This is a genomic window from Paenirhodobacter enshiensis (assembly GCF_000740785.1).
Lineage (GTDB): Bacteria > Pseudomonadota > Alphaproteobacteria > Rhodobacterales > Rhodobacteraceae > Rhodobacter > Rhodobacter enshiensis.
The window spans coordinates 163,247-181,767 of sequence record NZ_JFZB01000001.1 but is presented as its reverse complement, the minus strand read 5'-3'; the positions used below and the strand labels follow the sequence as shown (position 1 = coordinate 181,767).

The 18,521-nt window shown below is 66.0% G+C and carries 14 protein-coding genes and 1 tRNA gene; 9 read left to right on the top strand and 6 right to left on the bottom strand.

Going from position 1 to position 18,521, the window contains the following annotated elements; translation table 11 throughout:
* Positions 1–4: 4 nt before the first annotated feature.
* From trmFO to CG50_RS00760, 5 genes are all read right to left on the bottom strand, one after another.
* A complete protein-coding gene (trmFO, locus tag CG50_RS00780; RefSeq protein WP_036634029.1) occupies positions 5–1,342 on the bottom strand; it encodes a methylenetetrahydrofolate--tRNA-(uracil(54)-C(5))-methyltransferase (FADH(2)-oxidizing) TrmFO in 1,338 nt (445 codons plus the stop codon).
* 60 nt (positions 1,343–1,402) lie between these two features.
* The gene (locus tag CG50_RS00775; RefSeq protein WP_152559391.1) at positions 1,403–2,104 is read right to left on the bottom strand and encodes a hypothetical protein; all 702 of its coding nucleotides are present in this window, start codon (positions 2,102–2,104) and stop codon (positions 1,403–1,405) included.
* Positions 2,105–2,208: 104 nt separating this feature from the next.
* Positions 2,209–4,992: a DNA gyrase subunit A gene (gene gyrA, locus CG50_RS00770; RefSeq protein ID WP_036634026.1), complete on the bottom strand. Its 2,784-nt coding sequence runs from the start codon at positions 4,990–4,992 to the stop codon at positions 2,209–2,211.
* A 102-nt stretch (positions 4,993–5,094) separates the two neighbouring features.
* Complete coding sequence (locus CG50_RS00765) at positions 5,095–5,595, bottom strand: disulfide bond formation protein B (RefSeq protein WP_245615535.1); 501 nt, start codon at positions 5,593–5,595, stop codon at positions 5,095–5,097.
* Between the two features lie 13 nt (positions 5,596–5,608).
* Positions 5,609–6,190 (bottom strand): YqaA family protein, encoded by a 582-nt coding sequence (locus CG50_RS00760; RefSeq protein WP_036634025.1) that lies wholly within the window; start codon positions 6,188–6,190, stop codon positions 5,609–5,611.
* A gap of 172 nt (positions 6,191–6,362) precedes the next feature.
* On the opposite strand from CG50_RS00760, the gene ypfJ reads away from it, so the two are divergent.
* Positions 6,363–7,220 carry a KPN_02809 family neutral zinc metallopeptidase gene (gene ypfJ, locus CG50_RS00755; protein WP_036634024.1) on the top strand — a complete coding sequence of 286 codons (858 nt, stop codon included), beginning with the start codon at positions 6,363–6,365 and terminating at the stop codon, positions 7,218–7,220.
* A 27-nt stretch (positions 7,221–7,247) separates the two neighbouring features.
* Here the strand turns inward: ypfJ and CG50_RS00750 are convergent.
* A tRNA-Leu gene (locus CG50_RS00750) sits at positions 7,248–7,331 on the bottom strand.
* Positions 7,332–7,510: 179 nt separating this feature from the next.
* On the opposite strand from CG50_RS00750, the gene CG50_RS00745 reads away from it, so the two are divergent.
* From CG50_RS00745 to CG50_RS00710, 8 genes are all read left to right on the top strand, one after another.
* The gene (locus tag CG50_RS00745) at positions 7,511–8,473 is read left to right on the top strand and encodes a quinone oxidoreductase family protein (protein ID WP_036634022.1); all 963 of its coding nucleotides are present in this window, start codon (positions 7,511–7,513) and stop codon (positions 8,471–8,473) included.
* A 291-nt stretch (positions 8,474–8,764) separates the two neighbouring features.
* On the top strand, positions 8,765–10,297 hold the full coding sequence (locus CG50_RS00740; protein ID WP_036634021.1) for an acyl-CoA carboxylase subunit beta: 1,533 nt from the start codon (positions 8,765–8,767) through the stop codon (positions 10,295–10,297).
* Positions 10,298–10,324: 27 nt separating this feature from the next.
* Entirely contained in the window at positions 10,325–10,750 is a 426-nt protein-coding gene (locus CG50_RS00735; protein WP_245615533.1) for a DUF6497 family protein, read from the top strand.
* A gap of 583 nt (positions 10,751–11,333) precedes the next feature.
* Positions 11,334–11,723, top strand: coding sequence for a hypothetical protein (locus CG50_RS00730; protein ID WP_036634019.1), 390 nt, complete (start codon positions 11,334–11,336; stop codon positions 11,721–11,723).
* Between the two features lie 499 nt (positions 11,724–12,222).
* Positions 12,223–14,226, top strand: a complete 2,004-nt coding sequence (locus tag CG50_RS00725) for an acetyl-CoA carboxylase biotin carboxylase subunit (protein ID WP_036634016.1) — start codon at positions 12,223–12,225, stop codon at positions 14,224–14,226.
* Positions 14,227–14,379: 153 nt separating this feature from the next.
* The gene (gene scpA, locus CG50_RS00720) at positions 14,380–16,509 is read left to right on the top strand and encodes a methylmalonyl-CoA mutase (protein WP_036634005.1); all 2,130 of its coding nucleotides are present in this window, start codon (positions 14,380–14,382) and stop codon (positions 16,507–16,509) included.
* A gap of 226 nt (positions 16,510–16,735) precedes the next feature.
* On the top strand, positions 16,736–17,446 hold the full coding sequence (locus CG50_RS00715) for a molecular chaperone DjiA (RefSeq protein WP_036634002.1): 711 nt from the start codon (positions 16,736–16,738) through the stop codon (positions 17,444–17,446).
* A complete protein-coding gene (locus CG50_RS00710) occupies positions 17,427–18,485 on the top strand; it encodes an endonuclease/exonuclease/phosphatase family protein (protein ID WP_152559390.1) in 1,059 nt (352 codons plus the stop codon). The genes CG50_RS00715 and CG50_RS00710 overlap by 20 nt, the downstream gene beginning before the upstream one ends.
* Positions 18,486–18,521: the final 36 nt, after the last annotated feature.

Sequence of the window (18,521 nt, the reverse complement as noted above, 5' to 3'; positions counted from 1 at the left end):
GCGCTCAGCCCTGAGCGTCGAGCCAGAGGGTGAAGCTCTCCTTCGCCCGGTCGGTATAGGCCTTGTAGCGGTCCTTGCGGCCGCGCCGTCCGCCCTTCGCCTCGATCGGGGGGAACAGGCCGAAGTTCACGTTCATCGGCTGGAAGGTCTTCGCCTCGGCGCCGCCGGTGATGTGATTGACGAGGCTGCCCATCGCGGTCTCGGGGCCGGGGGGCGGCAGATCGCGCCCGAGGATCTCGGCCGCGGCCATGCGCCCGGCCAGAAGCCCCATCGCGGCGCTTTCGACATAGCCCTCGACGCCGGTGACCTGCCCGGCGAAGCGCAGATTCGGCCGCGCCTTCAGCCGCATCCGGTCATCGAGCAGCGTCGGCGAGTTCAGGAAGGTGTTGCGGTGGATGCCGCCCAGACGGGCGAAGCGCGCGTCCTGAAGGCCGGGGATCAGCCGCAGCACCTCGGTCTGGGCGCCGTATTTCATCTTGGTCTGGAAGCCGACGATGTTGAACAGCGTGCCGAGCGCGTTGTCGCGGCGCAGCTGCACCACGGCATAGGGCTTGTCTTCGGGGCGGTGGGCGTTGGTCAGCCCGACGGGCTTCATCGGGCCGTGGCGCAGGGTCTCGCGGCCGCGCTCGGCCATCACTTCGATGGGCAGGCAGCCGTCGAAATAGCCCGCCGTTTCGCCCTCGTGGAACTCGGCCTTGTCGGCGGCGAGGAGCGCGTCGATGAACGCCTCGTAGTCGTCGCGGGTCATCGGGCAGTTGAGGTAGGCTTTCTGCTCTTCCTCGGTCTCGCCCTTGTCGTAGCGGCTTTGGGCCCAGACGATGCTGCGGTCGATGCTGTCGGCATAGACGATCGGCGCGATGGCGTCGAAGAAGGCGAGGCTGTCGGCCCCGGTCACGGACCGGATGCTGTCCGCGAGCGCGCCCGAGGTCAGCGGGCCGGTGGCGACGATCCATTGCCCGTCGGTCGGCAGCTCGGTAATCTCGCCCTCGGCGAAGGAGATCAGCGGATGGGCGCGCAGCGCGGCCGTCACCGCCTGCGAGAACCCGTCGCGGTCCACCGCCAGCGCACCGCCCGCAGGCAGCTGATGGCGGTCGGCCGTCGTCATGATGATGCCGCTCGCGGCGCGCATTTCCCAATGCAGCAGCCCCACGGCGTTGCGCTCGTCATCGTCCGAGCGGAACGAGTTGGAGCAGACCATCTCGGCGAAATCGCCGGTCTTGTGCGCGAAGGTGCCGACCGTCGGCCGCATCTCGTGCAGGACGACCGGCACGCCGGCCTCGGCCGCCTGCCAGGCGGCCTCGGATCCGGCCATGCCGCCGCCGATGATATGAAGAGTTTCCATGCGCGGCATGTAGCGCCGCGCAGGAGGTCTTGCAATCCGCGCCTTGCGCGCGAGGGGGGATTACCGGCCCGGATACAGCGCCTGAAGACCGCGCTCGCCGAAGGTCACGCCGTTCTGGCCGCCGAAGGTCGCCCGCACGCCGAGGCTGACGAACGCCTCCTTGTCGGAATTGGCGCGGTCGGCCATGCCGATCTCGCCGTCGATGGCATAGCCCGCCGGGAAGGCATAGGTCGCCGTCGCGCCGAGGCGCTGCAGCTTGTCGTCGTTGTTGACCATCCCATATTCGCCGCCGAGGCCGAGACGGTCGGTCGCGGCGAAGGTCGCGCTGCCGCCGAGGGTCGTGCCCTTGTTCTCGCTCGCGCCGCGGATGTAGCCGGCATAGCCTTCAAGGCGCATCTGGTTGAAGCTCTGCGCGCCCTCGACGCCGTAGTAGTCGGAATCCTTGCCCTTGATCCAGTCATGGCCATAGAATGCACCGAGCGCCGCGCCGTTCGAGGCATGGTAGGTGCCATGCACCGTGCCGGTGGTGCCTTCCCAGCTGGCGACGCCGTAGTAACGCTGTGCCACGTCGCCCTGGACCGAGAACTCGGGCGTGATCGCGTATTCCATCGCGCCGCCAAGAGACGTCTTGTGCATGTCGCGCGCATCCGCGTCGCCGTAGCCCGAGTATTGCAGGCCAACCTGAGCGCCGGTCACTTCGGCCGTTGCCGTCAGCGGGGCCAGCGCGGTGCAGAGCACCGCGATCAGAACTGTCTTCTGCATCATCAACCTCTTGCGGGCCGTCTTGTCGCGGCCCTGTTCAGTGTGGGGGGTTCGCTTGCTTCAAGCGTCGCCGCGCGGGGGGAGGGCCCTCGCGCGACGGCAGGTCAGGCCTCGGTTTCGTCCGTTTCCGGGCCGGCCTCGGTCACGGCCTCGTCGGTCGTGTCCTCGTCCTGCTCGGCGATCCGGGCGACCGAGACGACTTCCTCGTCGACGCCGGTGTCGAACACCTTGACGCCACCGGCCGTGCGCGACCGGAACGAGATTCCCGCGACCGGGCAGCGGATCGACTGCCCCGTCGACGTGGCGAGCATGACCTGATCGGTCATCAGCACCGGGAAGGAGGCGACGAGCGCGCCGCCCTTCTCGGTCATCTTGAAGGCGCCGACACCCTGGCCGCCCCGTCCGCGCACCGGATAGTCATGCGAGGAGGTGATCTTGCCCAGGCCCTTGCCGGTGATCGTCAGCAGCAGATCCTGCGCGAACAGCATCTCGATGTAACGCTCTTCGCTCAGCGTGCCTTCGGTCAGGGCGCCATCCTCGTCGGTGTCGGGGACCGTATCCTCTTCGGTCTGATCCTCCGCGCCATGTTCCTGACGGTAGCGCTTGACGAAAGCGGCGCGTTCCCAGGGCTCGGCGTCGAAATGGCGGATCACCGACATCGAGACGACCTTGTCGCCTTCGGCCAGACGCACGCCGCGCACGCCGGTGGAGGAGCGGCCCTTGAACACCCGAACCTCGGGCACCGGGAAGCGGATCGCGCGGCCGCTGGCGGTGACCAGCATGATATCGTCATCGGTGCTGCACATGCGCGTGTCGACCAGCGTCACGCCCTCGGGCAGCTCCATCGCGCGCTTGCCGTTGCGCATCACCTTGGCGAAGTCGGACAGCGCGTTGCGGCGCACGTCGCCCTCGGAGGTGGCGAAGAACACCTGATAATCGTCCCAATCCTCTTCCGGCGCATCGACCGGCATCAGCGAGGCGATGGTGACGCCCTGCGGGATCGGCAGGATATTGACGATCGCCTTGCCCTTCGAGGTGCGCCCGGCCTGCGGCAGACGCCAGCACTTCAGGCTGTAGACCATGCCGTCGGTGGTGAAGAACAGCAGCTGGGTATGGGTGTTGGCGACGAAGAGCGTGGTGACCACGTCGTCTTCCTTGGTCTGCATCGAGGCCAGACCCTTGCCGCCGCGGCGCTGCGCGCGGAACTCGGCCAGGGGCGTGCGCTTGATGTAGCCACCCGAGGTGATGGTGACCACCATGTCCTCGCGCTCGATCAGGTCCTCGTCCTCGAGGTCGCCCGCCCATTCGACGATCTCGGTGCGGCGCGGCACCGCGAACATCGTCTTCACCTCGGTCAGCTCGTCGGCGATGATCGCCATGATCCGCACGCGCGAGCCGAGGATTTCCAGATAGTCGCGGATCTTCGCGGCGAGTTCCACGAGTTCCTCGGTGACTTCCTGCACGCCCATCGCGGTCAGCCGCTGCAGACGCAGTTCGAGGATCGCGCGTGCCTGTGCCTCGGACAGGAAATAGGTCCCGTCCTCGTTCAGCTCGTGGAGCGGATCGTCGATCAGCCGGATGTATTCGGCGATCTCGTGGGCCGGCCAGCGCCGGGTCATCAGCTTGTCGCGCGCCTCGGCCGGGTCCTTCGAGGCGCGGATCGTCGCCACCACCTCGTCGACATTCGACACCGCGACGGCCAGACCGCACAGGATATGGCTGCGCTCTCGCGCCTTGTTCAGCTCATAGGCGGTGCGCCGCGCCACCACTTCCTCGCGGAAGGTGATGAAATGCGCGAGGAAATCGTGCAGCGTCAGCAGCTCGGGCTTGCCCGAGTTCAGCGCCAGCATGTTGCAGCCGAACGACACCTGCAGCGGCGTGAAGCGCCACAGCTGGTTGAGCACCACATCGGGCGTCGCGTCGCGCTTCAGCTCGATCACCACGCGCACGCCGACGCGGTCGGATTCATCGGCGATCGAGGCGATGCCCTCGATGCGCTTGTCGCGCACCAGTTCGGCGATCTTCTCGATCATCGCGGCCTTGTTGACCTGATAGGGGATCTCTTCGACGATGATCGCCTGGCGGTCCTTGCGGATCTCCTCGACCCGGGTCTTGGCGCGGATCACGATGGAACCGCGGCCCTCGGTATAGGGTTTGCGCGGGCTGGTGCGGCCCATGATGAGGGCGCCGGTCGGGAAGTCCGGCCCCGGGACGTAGCGCATCAGCTCTTCGGAGGTCAGATCCGGGTTCTCGATCAGCGCGAGGGTGGCGTCGATCACCTCGCCCAGGTTGTGCGGCGGGATGTTGGTCGCCATGCCGACGGCGATGCCGCCCGCGCCGTTGACCAGCATGTTCGGGAACCGCGCCGGCAGGACCGAGGGCTCCTTGTCCTTGCCGTCGTAGTTGTCCTGGAAATCGACCGTATCCTTGTCGATATCGGCGAGCATGAAGTTCGCCGGCTTGTCCATGCGCACTTCGGTGTAGCGCATCGCCGCCGGGCTGTCGCCGTCCATCGAGCCGAAGTTGCCCTGCCCGTCGAGCAGCGGCAGCGACATCGAGAAGTCCTGCGCCATGCGCACGAGCGCATCGTAGATCGCGGCGTCGCCATGCGGGTGATATTTACCCATCACGTCGCCGACCGGGCGGGCCGACTTGCGGTAAGGCTTGTCGAAGGTGTTGCCGGTTTCCGACATCGCGTAAAGGATGCGCCGGTGCACCGGCTTCAGCCCGTCGCGCAGATCGGGGATCGCGCGCGACACGATCACGCTCATCGCGTAATCGAGGTAGGCGGTTTTCATCTCTTCGGAAATCGAGACCGATGGGCCGTCGTAGGTCGGGCGCTTCGGGCCGTCTTCAAGGGTTTCCGGGGTCTCGGGGGTATCGGTCACGCGATTGGCTCGTTCTTCTAGGTCTTGTTGGTCTGCTTTATAGCCCCTGCAAGGCCTTGTGCGCAATCACGAAGGGGCGAGGGGGCCGTGGGCCGCGCCCGCTCAGGCGGTTTTTCGCGCCTTCACGAAGGCCGAGACCCAGATCGCGGCAAGGATCAGCGACAGCACCACGTTCAGGTTGGGCATGGTCACGCCCAGGAACGACCAGGCGATATCGTCGCAGCGCACCAGCGGTGTGTTCTGGATCTGGGCAAGCAGGTCGGCAGCCGACATCTGCGCGGGCTTGGCCGCGGTGCAGCTGTCGGGGCCGGCGATGATGTGGCGCTCGACGAGTGAATGATAGATGCCGATGCCCGCCGTCGTCAGCGCCGCGAGCGCCCCCAGAAGCGCCGTCACCATCGGCAGTCGCAACGCCAGGATCGCCAGCCCGATCACCACCGCCGCCGCATGGGGCCAGCGTTCGAGGATGCACAGATGGCACGGTGCATAGCCGAGCGACTGGAACACGAACGCCCCCCCGAGCGCCGCCGCCGATCCGACTGCCGCCACCATGACCCGCGTGCGCGCACCGCAGCCCTGATCCGTCATCTGTGCCTTCGTCATTGTGACCCTCTCCTCACCCCTTCAGAAACCAGATCGCGATGCCCAGCACCGCGAGAACGCCAAGCGCGATCCACGCCATCCGTCGTTCGACGAAATGCACGATCGCCACGCCATAGCGCGACAACAGCCAGCCGAGCCCATAGAACCGCGCGCTGCGCGCCACGATGGCCGACAGGATGAACAGAACCGGATCGAAACTGATGACTCCGGCCAGAATTGTCACCACCTTCATCGGCGGCACATGCGCCAGCCCCGCCGTCACCAGCATGGCCAGAATTGCCAGGTCTCCCTGCGTGCCGCGCAGCTTCTCGAAGGTATCCATCTTGCCCATCGCCTCCAGCAGCGGCCGGCCGACCGCATCGAAGGCATAGTGACCGAGGCACCAGCCGAAGATCCCCCCCAATACCGAGGTGATCGAGGCGATCAGCGCATAGCGCCACACCTTTTCCGGCCGGGTCAGGCACATCGGTATAAACAGCACATCCGCCGGTATCGGAAAGAATGAGCTTTCGACGAAGCTGATCGTGCCGAGGCCGATTTCGGCGCGCGGATGCCCGACGAGGCCGGCCGTCCAGAGATAAAGCCTGCGAAACATCCGTCCTCCGGGATGGGGCTGCGGCCCGTGCCGGAATGTCCGGACGGGGCGGGTCCGCCGATCCATCGCCCGACGCCGGCGCGAGGTCAAGCCGGGGCGCTCTTTCCCCGGCGGTGCGGTGCGGCTAATCTCGGCTTCGTGATGGACGAGTGATGGCATCGGGAGGCCGGCGATGAAGTGGCAGGGACGGCGTGGCAGTGACAACATCGAGGACCGGCGCGGGCAGGGCGGAGGCGGCGGGTTGCGCCTTGGCGGCGCCGGCGGCCTCGGGGTGCTGGCGATCGTGGTTGCGGGCTGGGTCTTCGGGGTCGATCTGACGCCTTTGCTGAGCGGCCTCGACGAGGCGCAGGCGCCGGCCTCGCGGAGCCAGCTGACGGATCGTCAGCGCGCGGCGGGCGAGTTCGTCTCGGTCACGCTGGCCGATACCGAAGAGGTCTGGACGGAGGTGTTCCGCGATCAGCTCGGGCGCAGCTATCGCCCGGCGAAGCTCGTGCTGTTCTCGCAGGTCTATCCCTCGGCCTGCGGCAGTGCCTCGGCGGCGACGGGGCCGTTCTATTGCCCGTCGGACGGCAAGGTTTACCTCGACACCGCGTTCTTCGACACTCTGTCGCGCCAGCTTGGCGCCGGGGGCGATTTCGCCGCGGCCTATGTCATCGCCCATGAGATCGGCCATCATGTCCAGGACGAGCTTGGCATCCTGTCGAAGGCGAACGATCTGCGCTCGCGCATGTCCGAGGCCGACAGCAACGCCATCTCGGTGCGTATCGAGCTGCAGGCGGATTGCTTCGCCGGTGTCTGGGCCAATCATGCGGCGGCGCAGTTCCAGTCGCTCGAACCCGGCGATATCGACGAGGCACTGAATGCCGCCGCGCATATCGGCGACGATACCTTGCAGCGCAATGCCGGCCGGGTGCCGATGCCCGACAGCTTCACGCATGGCACTTCGGCACAGCGGGCGCGCTGGTTTGCAAATGGTTATCGTGGCGGCAAGGTGGCTTCTTGCGACACGTTCTCGGCCCGCAGCCTCTAGGCTGGCCGTTTTCTGTGTCGGGAGGTGTGGTAGGGGAAAGGGGACTCGAACCCCTACACCGTCAGGTAGCTGATTTTGAGTCAGCCGCGTCTACCGTTCCGCCATTCCCCCGGGATGCGCGCTGCGCGGACCCGTCGGTTTCGGATACCCGCGCCGCGGGCGTGGTGCAAGCGCAAAGCTGATGCCCCGGCGCTTCGCCCCTTGCCCCGGCGCTTCGCCCCTTGCCCTCGCGCTGTCGCGCCCCATAACCATGCCCTGACGTCACGGCACACGGAACGGGGATCCGGAACATGTTCGCACTTACCTTTGAAACCTTCGGCGGTCCCGAGGTCCTGCGCTACCGCGAAGTCCCCGATCCCGTCGCCCGGCCCGGAGAGGTTCTGGTCGATGTGCGCGCGGCCGGGGTGAACTTCGCCGATATCTACCGCCGCCGCGGCCATTACCGCGAACTGGGCGAGCCGCCCTATATCGACGGCTACGAAGGGGCGGGCGTGGTCGTGGCGCTTGGCGCCGGGGTCGGGGGCTTGCGCATCGGCGACCGGATCGGCTTCGTCGATGTGGCGAGGGCCAATGTCACGCGGCTGGCGGTGCCGGCCGAGCGCGCCATCCCGCTGCCCGAGGGCGTGGACGAGGTGACCGCGGCGGCGATCCTGCTGCAGGGGCTGACGGCGCAGTATCTCAGCGAGGACAGCGCCGCGATCCGTCCGGGCGATAGTGTGCTGGTGCATTCGGCCGCGGGCGGGGTGGGGCGGCACCTGCTGCGGCTGTGCCGGGCGAAGGGGGCGCGGGTGATCGCGATGGCGTCCTCGGAAGAAAAGCGACGCATCGCGCGCGATCTCGGGGCAGAGGCCGTTTTGGGCTATGACGGCGACTGGGTGGCCGGGGTGCGGGCGCTGACCGGCGGCGGGGCCGACGTGGTCTACGATGCGGTAGGCTCGACCCTCGCGCGCAGCATCGAGGCCGCGCGCAACCGCGGCACAATCGTGACCTATGGCATGTCGGGCGGTGCGCCCGCGCCGGTCGATCCGCTGATGCTGATGCAAAGCTCGAAGGCGCTGCGCGGCGCCGAGCTGTGGGACTACCTCGACAGCGGCGCCGAGCGACGGCGCCGCAGCCGCAAGCTGTTCGACGCCCTGGCCGCGGGGGTGATCGCGGTTCCGCCGATCGAGACATTTGCCCTTGCGGACGGTGCCGCCGCGCATCGCCGGCTGGAGGATCGGGGGTTCTCCGGCAAGGTCGTGCTGGTGCCTTAGAAGGGGGCGCCGACGGGCCGGTTTGGCTGCCTCTCCGGTCCCCGGCTGCGACCTTTTGGCGGCTGCCGCTCTAAGGGAATGAACTCTATATGAAATGTGCAGCCGCCCCGGCCCGGTCTTCCGCGGGCGCGGCCGGACGGGGAGTGCGGGCGCTGTCGCGCCCCCTGAGAATATTTGCCAATATTCAATTCGCAACGCATGACTTGGCAACTGTTTGCAAATTAGCTGAATTGGTGTTGAAAGAATATTGCGCGAGTATAGTCTCCGGCCGAACATTCGGAGGAGGCGGGAATGAAAGACATTCTCAACCAGCTGGAGGAGCGGCGCGCTGCGGCACGCCTTGGCGGGGGGCAGCGCCGCATTGAATCTCAGCACAAGAAGGGCAAGCTGACGGCGCGCGAGCGCATCGAACTTCTGCTCGACGAAGGGTCGTTCGAAGAGTTCGATATGTTCAAGGCGCATCGCTGCGTCGAGTTCGGCATGGAAGCCGACAAGCCCGCCGGCGACGGCGTGGTGACCGGCTGGGGCACCGTGAACGGCCGCATGGTCTACGTGTTCTCGCAGGACTTCACCGTGTTCGGCGGCTCGCTGTCCGAAACCCACGCCGAGAAGATCTGCAAGATCATGGACATGGCGATGCAGAACGGCGCGCCGGTGATCGGCATGAACGATTCGGGCGGTGCGCGTATCCAGGAGGGGGTCGCCTCGCTCGCCGGTTATGCCGACGTGTTCCAGAAGAACATTCTCGCCTCGGGCGTGGTGCCGCAGATCTCGCTGATCATGGGCCCGTGCGCGGGTGGTGCGGTGTATTCGCCGGCGATGACCGACTTCATCTTCATGGTGAAGGATTCGTCTTACATGTTCGTCACCGGCCCCGACGTGGTGAAGACCGTGACGAACGAAATCGTCACCGCCGAGCAGCTCGGCGGTGCCAGCACCCATACCAAGAAGTCCTCGGTGGCCGATGCCGCCTTCGAAAACGACGTCGAGGCGATCGCCGAAACCCGTCGTCTGATCGACTTCCTGCCGCTGTCGAATCGCGAGAAGGCCCCGGTCCGGCCGTTCTTCGATGACGTCGCGCGGGTCGAGAACTCGCTCGACACGCTGATTCCGGCGAACCCGAACCAGCCCTACGACATGAAGGAGCTGATCGTGAAGATCGCCGACGAGGGCGACTTCTTCGAGATCCAGAAGGACTTCGCGGGCAATATCATCACCGGCTTCATTCGCCTCGAAGGCCAGACCGTCGGCGTCGTCGCCAACCAGCCGATGGTGCTGGCGGGCTGCCTCGACATCGACAGCTCGCGCAAGGCGGCGCGCTTCGTGCGCTTCTGCGACGCGTTCGAGATCCCGATCCTGACGCTTGTCGACGTGCCCGGCTTCCTGCCCGGAACCTCGCAGGAATACGGCGGCGTCATCAAGCACGGCGCGAAACTGCTGTTCGCCTATGGCGAGGCCACCGTGCCGAAGGTGACGCTGATCACCCGCAAGGCCTATGGCGGCGCCTATGACGTTATGGCCTCGAAGCACCTGCGCGGCGATTTCAACTACGCCTGGCCGACCGCCGAGATCGCGGTGATGGGGGCCAAGGGCGCAGTCGAGATCCTGTATCGTTCGGAACTGGGCGATGCCGAGAAGATCGCGGCGCGCACCAAGGATTACGAGGACCGCTTCGCCAACCCCTTCGTCGCGGCCGAGCGCGGTTTCATCGACGAGGTGATCCAGCCGCATTCGACCCGTCGTCGCATCTCGCGGGCCTTCGCCTCGCTTCGTTCGAAGAAGCTGTCGAATCCCTGGAAGAAGCACGACAATATTCCGCTCTAGTCTGGCGGAATTTGGGAAGGCCCGGAAATGCTCAACGCGAAACTGACGATCGCTGCCGTCGCTCTGACGGCAGCCCTTTCGGGGGCGGTCTTTGCCGAAACCCCGAAAGCCCCATCGGGCGACCCGATTGCGGTGCCTTCGGGGATGGACGTTCGCTGGCTCGAAACCCTGCGCGACAGCCAGGGGCCGGCCGGGCTGACGATGCGGTTCCGGTTCGTCGCGCCGGATCTGGCGAAGAAAAAGGTCTCGCAAGAGGTTGTCGCCAAGGACATGGAGGCGCTGTGCAACGGCTACGCGTTGCCGCGCATCGCGAAATCCGGGCCACAGCCGGCGCAGATCGTGATCGCCATTGCCGACCGGGTCTTTCCCTTCGGCGAGGCGGATGAATCGGCGAAACAGTATTTCGAAGCCTATTCGATCGAGAATGGCGCCTGTGTCTGGGAGTTGTTTTAATGAGTGCCTGTCGCATGAATGCGGAGCTCGGGGGGCGTGTGATCACGCCCGTCTGCGATCACGCATTCGTGTGGCGTTTTTATGATGCGGCGTTGCAACATCGCGTCGCGATGCGGTTTGCCCGCTTCACCTGCGTTCAAACGCAGGATAATGTGACCTCGGGTTGGAATGATCCGACTCGTGACATGATCGGGGACTACGGGCTGGAGGGGGAGACCTCTCTTGGTTGCGGGCCTCACTGGAGAACAAAATGTCGAAAGCAATCCTCGTTGCTGCTCTCGTCGCCGTTGTCGGCGTCGCTGCTTGCGCTAAGAAAGAGCCGGCTCCGGCTCCGGCTGCGGTCACGACCGAGCCCCACTACACCGGCAAGTACAAGTAATATCGCACGGGGGCGGCGGCCTGCCGCTGCCCCCTGCAATCCCGGTGCCGGTTTCGGTGCCGGTCGGCGGGGCGATTCTTTCGCCCCCGCCAACTCTTGCGGCGGCCCGGCTTTCGAAGCGGGTTCAGCCATTCTTCCGCAGATGCCCCTTGCGCAGGCCCCCCGGGCCATGTTGCTTCCGCTCGTCAAGACGGAGGCAAAGACATGCTGAAGCATCGCGGATTTCCCGGGCGCCTGCCCGGAACCGATTTCCAGTTCACCATCCGGCGCGCCAATAAGCAGGGCCCGACGAAGATCATCCGGCGCGAACGGTTCAAGGACCGCGCCCCGGCCGACCGACGGGCCGATGCAGGCTTCATGGCCGCGCTGTGGGAGCATTTCGGCGAAGAGCCGTTCGAGCGTGGCAATCTCGACGCCGGTCGGCTGTCGTGGCTGATCGGGCGCGAGGTCGTCGCCGCCGAGGAGCCGTTCGATCCGGCCTCTTACGAGCAGCTTTTGCGCATCGAACCGAGCCGCGCGAAGGCTTCGTTCCCCGAGGTGTTCGACGACGACAACGGTTTCGTCTGGGACGATGACGACGAGGACGAGGACTGAGCATGTTCCGGCCGTTCTCCCCCTCCATCCGGCAGTTTGCCGCCGACGCGTCCGCGCCGGTCCGGAAACGCTTTGCCAGCTGCCCGTCCGTGGCGCAGTCTGGGGGCGCGACCGGGAGGGCCGCACGGCCGGTTCCTTCCTCGTCTCACTTTCCGACCCCTTTTTGCCTCTGGCGGTTCGGCCCCATGGCCGGACCGTCCCTTTGCCGCGCTGACCGTTCCGGACAGCGGGGGCAGGGGGCATCCCGTTTCGTCGCGGCCCCCGGGCCGCACAGAACTCCGGCGCAGGCCCGTTCAGGCCGCCCGGTGCAGGCTGCACTGTCCGGCCGGCCGCTTCGCCGTGCCGCCGGGCCGATCCGCACGGGTGCCGTCGCGCCCTGCGGGCAGAGCACGATGCCCTCGGGGGCATCGCCAGTTTCGAATTCATTGTCGTCCCCGGACGCAGTGAGAGCAGCAGAGGCGGCCCGGAGGAGGTTCCGGGGCCGAAGGGAAGGAAACTCATGTTCAAGAAAATCCTGATCGCGAACCGCGGCGAGATTGCCTGCCGCGTCATCAAGACCGCGCGCAAGATGGGCATCCAGACGGTTGCCGTTTATTCGGACGCCGATGCGAATGCGCTGCACGTGAAAATGGCCGATGAGGCGGTCCATATCGGTCCGCCGCCGGCGAATCAGTCCTATATCGTGATCGACAAGATCATGGATGCGATTCGCCAGACCGGCGCCGAAGCGGTTCACCCGGGTTACGGCTTCCTGTCCGAGCGGATGGATTTCGCCGCCGCTCTGGAAGAAGCGGGCGTGGTCTTCGTCGGTCCGCCCTCGCCCGCCATCGAATCGATGGGTGACAAGATCACCTCGAAGAAGATCGCGCAGGACGCCGGCGTGTCGACGGTTCCGGGTTACATGGGCCTGATCGCCGATGCCGAGGAAGCGGTGAAGATCTCCGATCAGATCGGCTATCCGGTGATGATCAAGGCTTCGGCCGGCGGCGGCGGCAAGGGTATGCGCATCGCGTGGAACGCCCAGGAGGCCCGCGAAGGCTTCGAGATGTCGCAAAACGAGGCCCGTTCCAGCTTCGGCGACGACCGTATCTTCATCGAGAAGTTCGTCACCCAGCCGCGCCACATCGAGATCCAGGTCCTCGCCGACAAGCACGGCAACTGCGTCTACCTGCACGAGCGCGAATGCTCGATCCAGCGCCGCAACCAGAAGGTGATCGAAGAGGCGCCCTCGCCCTTCCTCGACGAGAAGACCCGCAAGGCGATGGGCGAGCAGGCCTGCGCGCTGGCGAAGGCGGTGGGCTACACCTCGGCCGGCACGGTCGAATTCATCGTCGACGGCAACCGCAACTTCTACTTCCTCGAGATGAACACCCGTCTGCAGGTGGAACATCCCGTCACCGAGCTGATCACCGGCCTCGATCTGGTCGAGCTGATGATCCGCATCGCCAATGGCGAGCCGCTGCCGTTCAAGCAGGAAGACCTGAAGATCAACGGCTGGGCGATGGAAAGCCGGCTTTACGCCGAGGATCCCTATCGCAACTTCCTGCCCTCGATCGGGCGTCTGACGCGCTACCGTCCGCCGGTCGAAGGCAAGACGGTGCGCGGCGGCATCGTGCGCAACGATACCGGCGTGTTCGAGGGCGGCGAAATCTCGATGTATTACGACCCGATGATCGCCAAGCTCTGCACCTGGGCGCCGACGCGCTCGGAGGCGATCGAGGAAATGCGTCTCGCGCTCGACACGTTCGAGGTCGAGGGCATCGGTCACAACCTGCCCTTCGTCGCGGCGGTGATGGATCACCCGCGCTTCACCTCGGGCAACATGACCACGGCCTTCATCGCCGAGGAATACCCCGAGGGCTTCCAGGGCGTGACGCTCGACGAGCCGGTGCTGCGCCGTGTGGCCGCCGCCACCGCCGCGATGAACCGGGTGTCGGAAATCCGTCTCAGCCGGATCTCGGGCACGCTCGGCAATCACGAGCGCAAGGTCGGTGACGACTGGGTGATCTCGCTGCAGGATCACGAATACAAGGTCTCGGTGGCGGCCGATCATGACGGCGCGACGGTGATCTTCGTCGACGGGCAGAAGATGCGCGTCACCTCGGACTGGCAGCCGGGCCAGTCGCTGGCGAAGCTGACGGTCGACGGCGAGCCGCTGGTGCTGAAGGTCGGGCTGATCCCGATGGGCTTCCGCATCCGGGTGCGCGGCGCTGACATGAAGGTCCACGTGCGCACCCCGCGCGCGGCCGAGCTTGCCCGCCTGATGCCCGAGAAGATGCCGCCCGACACCTCGAAGTTCCTGCTCTGCCCGATGCCGGGTCTGATCGTGAAGATCTCGGTCGAAGAGGGGCAGGAGGTTCAGGAGGGCCAGGCGCTGGCCACCGTCGAGGCGATGAAGATGGAAAACATCCTGCGCGCCGAGCGCAAGGGCATCGTCAAGAAGATCAACGCGGCCCCGGGCGCAAGTCTGAAGGTCGACGAGATCATCATGGAGTTCGAATGAGCTTCGCGGGCGGCCCCGGACATGGGGCTGCCCGGCCGGTTTCGGGGCGCGCGTGCGCCCCGCTGACGCCTTTCCCGGCCCTCGTGCCGGGGCCGTGACAACCTGCCCGCACCGCCCCGGCGGCCCGCGGCGCCCGAGGAGGAGGATCGTCCGATGACGGACAAGAAAGAGGAATGGACCAAGCTCGCCCAGAAGGAGCTGAAGGACCGTCCGCTCGACAGCCTGACGTGGAAGACGCTCGAGGGGATCGACGTCCAGCCGCTTTACACCGAGGACGACCTCACCGGGCTGAGCCATCTGGGCACGATGCCGGGCTTCGCGCCGTTCCTGCGCGGCCCGCGCGCGACGATGTATGCCGGCCGTCCGTGGACGATCCGCCAATATGCCGGCTTCTCGACCGCCGAGGCCTCGAACGCCTTCTACCGCAAGGCGCTGGCCGCCGGTCAGCAGGGTATCTCGGTCGCCTTCGACCTCGCGACGCACCGCGGCTATGACAGCGACCACCCGCGCGTGGTGGGCGATGTCGGCAAGGCGGGCGTCGCCATCGATTCGGTCGAGGACATGAAGATCCTGTTCGACGGCATCCCGCTCGAGAAGGTCTCGGTCTCGATGACGATGAACGGCGCGGTGATCCCGATTCTGGCGAATTACATCGTCGCGGGCGAAGAGCAGGGCGTGGACCGCAGCCTGCTGTCGGGCACGATCCAGAACGACATCCTCAAGGAGTTCATGGTCCGCAATACCTACATCTATCCGCCCGAGCCCTCGATGCGGATTATCGCGGACATTATCCAGTATACCTCGAACGAGATGCCGAAGTTCAACTCGATCTCGATCTCGGGCTATCACCTGCAGGAAGCGGGCGCGAACCTGGTGCAGGAGCTGGCCTTCACGCTGGCCGACGGGCGCGAATACGTGCGTGCCGCGCTGGCGACCGGGATGGACGTCGACAAGTTCGCCGGCCGGCTGTCGTTCTTCTTCGCCATCGGCATGAACTTCTTCATGGAAGTCGCGAAGCTGCGCGCCGCGCGTCTGCTGTGGCATCGCATCATGACCGAGTTCGCTCCGAAGAAGCCCGGCTCGCTGATGCTGCGCACGCATTGCCAGACCTCGGGCGTGTCGTTGCAGGAGCAGGACCCCTACAACAACGTCGTGCGCACCGCCTATGAGGCGATGGCGGCGGCACTCGGCGGCACCCAGTCGCTGCATACCAACGCGCTCGACGAGGCGATTGCGCTGCCGACCGAATTCTCGGCCCGGATCGCGCGCAACACCCAGCTGATCTTGCAAGAAGAGACCGGGATCACCCATGTGGTCGATCCGCTTGCCGGCAGCTACTACATCGAGAAGCTGACCGCCGATCTCGCCGACAAGGCCTGGGCGCTGATCGAGGAGATCGAGGCGATGGGCGGCATGACCAAGGCGGTCGTGTCGGGCATGCCGAAGCTGCGCATCGAGGAAACCGCGGCGCGCCGTCAGGCGATGATCGACCGCGGCGAGGAAGTCATCGTCGGCGTGAACAAGTATCGCCCGGCGCATGAGGAACAGCTCGACATCCTCGATATCGACAACGCCGCGGTGCGCGAGGCGCAGGTGGCACGTCTGAAGCAGATCCGCGACACCCGCGACGAGGCGAAGGTGACGGCGACGCTCGCCGAGATCACCCGCCGCGCCAAGGAAGGTGGCAACCTGCTCGAGGCGGCGGTCGATGCCGCGCGCGCCCGGGCCTCTGTCGGAGAGATCTCGATGGCGATGGAAGAGGTGTTCGGCCGTCACCGGGCCGAGGTGAAGACGCTCTCGGGCGTCTATGGCGCGGCCTATGAGGGCGACGAGGGCTTCGCCCAGATCCAGCGCGACGTCGAAAAATTCGCCGAGGAAGAAGGCCGCCGGCCGCGTCTTCTGGTGGTGAAGATGGGCCAGGACGGTCACGACCGCGGCGCCAAGGTCATCGCGACGGCCTTCGCCGACATCGGCTTCGACGTCGACGTCGGCCCGCTGTTCCAGACCCCCGAGGAAGCCGCGCAGGACGCCATCGACAACGACGTCCATGTCATTGGCATCTCGTCGCTCGCCGCAGGTCACAAGACGCTGGCGCCGAAGCTGATCGAGGCGCTGAAGGAAAAGGGCGCAGGCGACATCATCGTGATCTGCGGCGGCGTGATCCCGCATCAGGATTACGAGTTCCTGAAGAACGCCGGCGTCAAGGCGATCTTCGGGCCGGGCACGAACATTCCCTTCGCCGCCCGCGAGATCCTCGACCTGATCCGCGCCGCGCGCGCCTGAGAACACAGGGGAGGGGGCTCTGCCCCCTCTTCGCGCCCCCTCCTGCGGAGGCGCCGCGAATTCACCCCCGGGATATTTATGGAAAGTCGAAAGAGAGAGCGGCTCTCCTTTTCGGCTTTCCATAAATATCCCGGGGGAAGGCCGCAGGCCGCGGGGGCAGAGCCCCCGTTCTTCCCTCGACGTTTTCGGGTTCAGACCGGGCACAAAGCCCGCTAATCTCGTGCGCATGGATCAGCCGGTTTCGATATGGGCCCGCATCGGCGAGGCACTGGCCACGCTCGTTCGGGGCGAGGGGCTGGGAGCCGTGTTCGAGCATCTGCGCGGTGCTCCAGAGCATTCGGTCGGCTTCACCATCGCGGTCATCGCGCTCGGCGCCAAGATGGCCAAGGCCGACGGCCACGTGACGCGCGACGAGGTGGCGACATTCCGGCGCATTTTTCAGATTTCGCCGGATGAAGAGACCCATGCTGCCCGCGTTTTCGATCTGGCGCGTACCGATGTCGCGGGTTTCGATGCCTATGCCCGCCAGATTGCCGCCATGTTCGGTCCCGGCGCACCGATGCTGAAGGACGTTCTCGAAGGGCTGTTCGCGATTGCCGTGGCCGATGGCGATTATCACGAGGCCGAGAATGCCTTCCTGGCCGAGGTCTCGCGGATCTTCGGTCTCGACGAATGCTGTTTCGCCGCGATGCGTGCGAGCTTCGTGCCCGATGCCGAACCTGACCCCTGGACCGTGTTGCAACTTCCCCCCTCCGCCCCGGTCGAGGAGGCGCGCGCGCGCTGGAAATCTCTGGTGCGCGAGGCCCACCCGGACCGCGCGATCGCCCGTGGCCTGCCGGCCGAGGCGGTGCAGCTGGCCGAGGAGCGTGTCGTTGCGCTGAACCGCGCCTGGGAGCAGATCCGCGATGGGGCCGCTCATGCGCATAGCCACTTATAACGTCGAATGGTTCACCAGCCTGTTCGACCGCCGTGGCCGGCTGCTCGACGACGGCGAATGGTCGTCACGCTACAATGTCACGCGCGGCGATCAGCTGGGCGCACTCGGCATCGTGTTCACCGCGGTCGATGCCGATGTCTTCCTGATCGTCGAGGCGCCGGGTGATGGCGATGGGCGCGATACGGTCGAGATGCTCGAGCGCTTCGCCGCCTTCGCCGGATTGCGCCAGCGCAAGGCGCTGATGGGCTTCGCCAACGAGACCCAGCAGGAGATTGCGCTGCTCTACGATCCGGATGTCGTCACCGCGATTCACGATCCGCAAGACGATCCGCCCGATTGCCCGCGCTTCGACCGCAGCCTGAAAATAGACCTGGACATCGACGGCAGACTCGATCGTGTCGTGTTCTCGAAACCGCCGCTCGAAGCGGTGCTTGAAACGCGGGATGGGGCGCGGCTTCGGCTGGTCGGCGTGCATGTGAAATCCAAGGCGCCGCACGGTGCCCCTTCCGATCCCGTGGCCGAGGTGCGCATCGCCATCGAGAACCGGCGCAAGCAACTCGCGCAATGCCTGTGGCTGCGCCGCCGAGTGGATCTGCTGCTCGACGCGGGCGAGCCATTTCTCGTGCTCGGCGATTTCAACGACGGTCCCGGCCTCGACGAATATGAGAAACTCTTCGGCCGCTCCGGTCTCGAGATCGTTGTGGGCGAGGATCAGCCCCCCGCGCGGCGTCTGCGCGACCCTCATGCCAGGCTGAACAAGGGCGGTCCCTTCGCCGCGCAGCCGGTTTCGGCCCGGTTCTACCTCAAGGATGCCCGTCAGTATTTCGGAGCGATGCTCGACTATATCCTGATCTCGCCCGATCTTTGCACCGCCGCCCCGTCCTGGCGGATCTGGCATCCGTTCGACGATCCCGGGTGTTACAAGGTGCCTGAGCTGCGCGAGGCGCTGTTGCAGGCCTCGGACCACTTCCCGGTCTCGCTCGATCTCACGCTTGCCGCGGCGCCGAAACCTGTCGGGCCGCCGATCGTGCAAAGCTGACGGCCCTTTCGATTCGCCGCAAATATCCCGGGGGAG

Excerpts from the sequence above, each read along its gene's own strand:
- CG50_RS00760 (WP_036634025.1), bottom strand. The coding sequence starts at position 6,190 with ATGTTTCGCAGGCTTTATCTCTGGACGGCCGGCCTCGTCGGGCATCCG.
- CG50_RS00715 (WP_036634002.1), top strand. The coding sequence starts at position 16,736 with ATGGATCAGCCGGTTTCGATATGGGCCCGCATCGGCGAGGCACTGGCC.
- CG50_RS00710 (WP_152559390.1), top strand. The coding sequence starts at position 17,427 with ATGCGCATAGCCACTTATAACGTCGAATGGTTCACCAGCCTGTTCGAC.
- ypfJ (WP_036634024.1), top strand. The coding sequence starts at position 6,363 with ATGAAGTGGCAGGGACGGCGTGGCAGTGACAACATCGAGGACCGGCGC.
- CG50_RS00735 (WP_245615533.1), top strand. The coding sequence starts at position 10,325 with ATGCTCAACGCGAAACTGACGATCGCTGCCGTCGCTCTGACGGCAGCC.
- trmFO (WP_036634029.1), bottom strand. The coding sequence starts at position 1,342 with ATGGAAACTCTTCATATCATCGGCGGCGGCATGGCCGGATCCGAGGCC.
- CG50_RS00775 (WP_152559391.1), bottom strand. The coding sequence starts at position 2,104 with ATGCAGAAGACAGTTCTGATCGCGGTGCTCTGCACCGCGCTGGCCCCG.
- CG50_RS00765 (WP_245615535.1), bottom strand. The coding sequence starts at position 5,595 with ATGACGAAGGCACAGATGACGGATCAGGGCTGCGGTGCGCGCACGCGG.
- CG50_RS00740 (WP_036634021.1), top strand. The coding sequence starts at position 8,765 with ATGAAAGACATTCTCAACCAGCTGGAGGAGCGGCGCGCTGCGGCACGC.
- CG50_RS00730 (WP_036634019.1), top strand. The coding sequence starts at position 11,334 with ATGCTGAAGCATCGCGGATTTCCCGGGCGCCTGCCCGGAACCGATTTC.
- scpA (WP_036634005.1), top strand. The coding sequence starts at position 14,380 with ATGACGGACAAGAAAGAGGAATGGACCAAGCTCGCCCAGAAGGAGCTG.
- CG50_RS00725 (WP_036634016.1), top strand. The coding sequence starts at position 12,223 with ATGTTCAAGAAAATCCTGATCGCGAACCGCGGCGAGATTGCCTGCCGC.
- CG50_RS00745 (WP_036634022.1), top strand. The coding sequence starts at position 7,511 with ATGTTCGCACTTACCTTTGAAACCTTCGGCGGTCCCGAGGTCCTGCGC.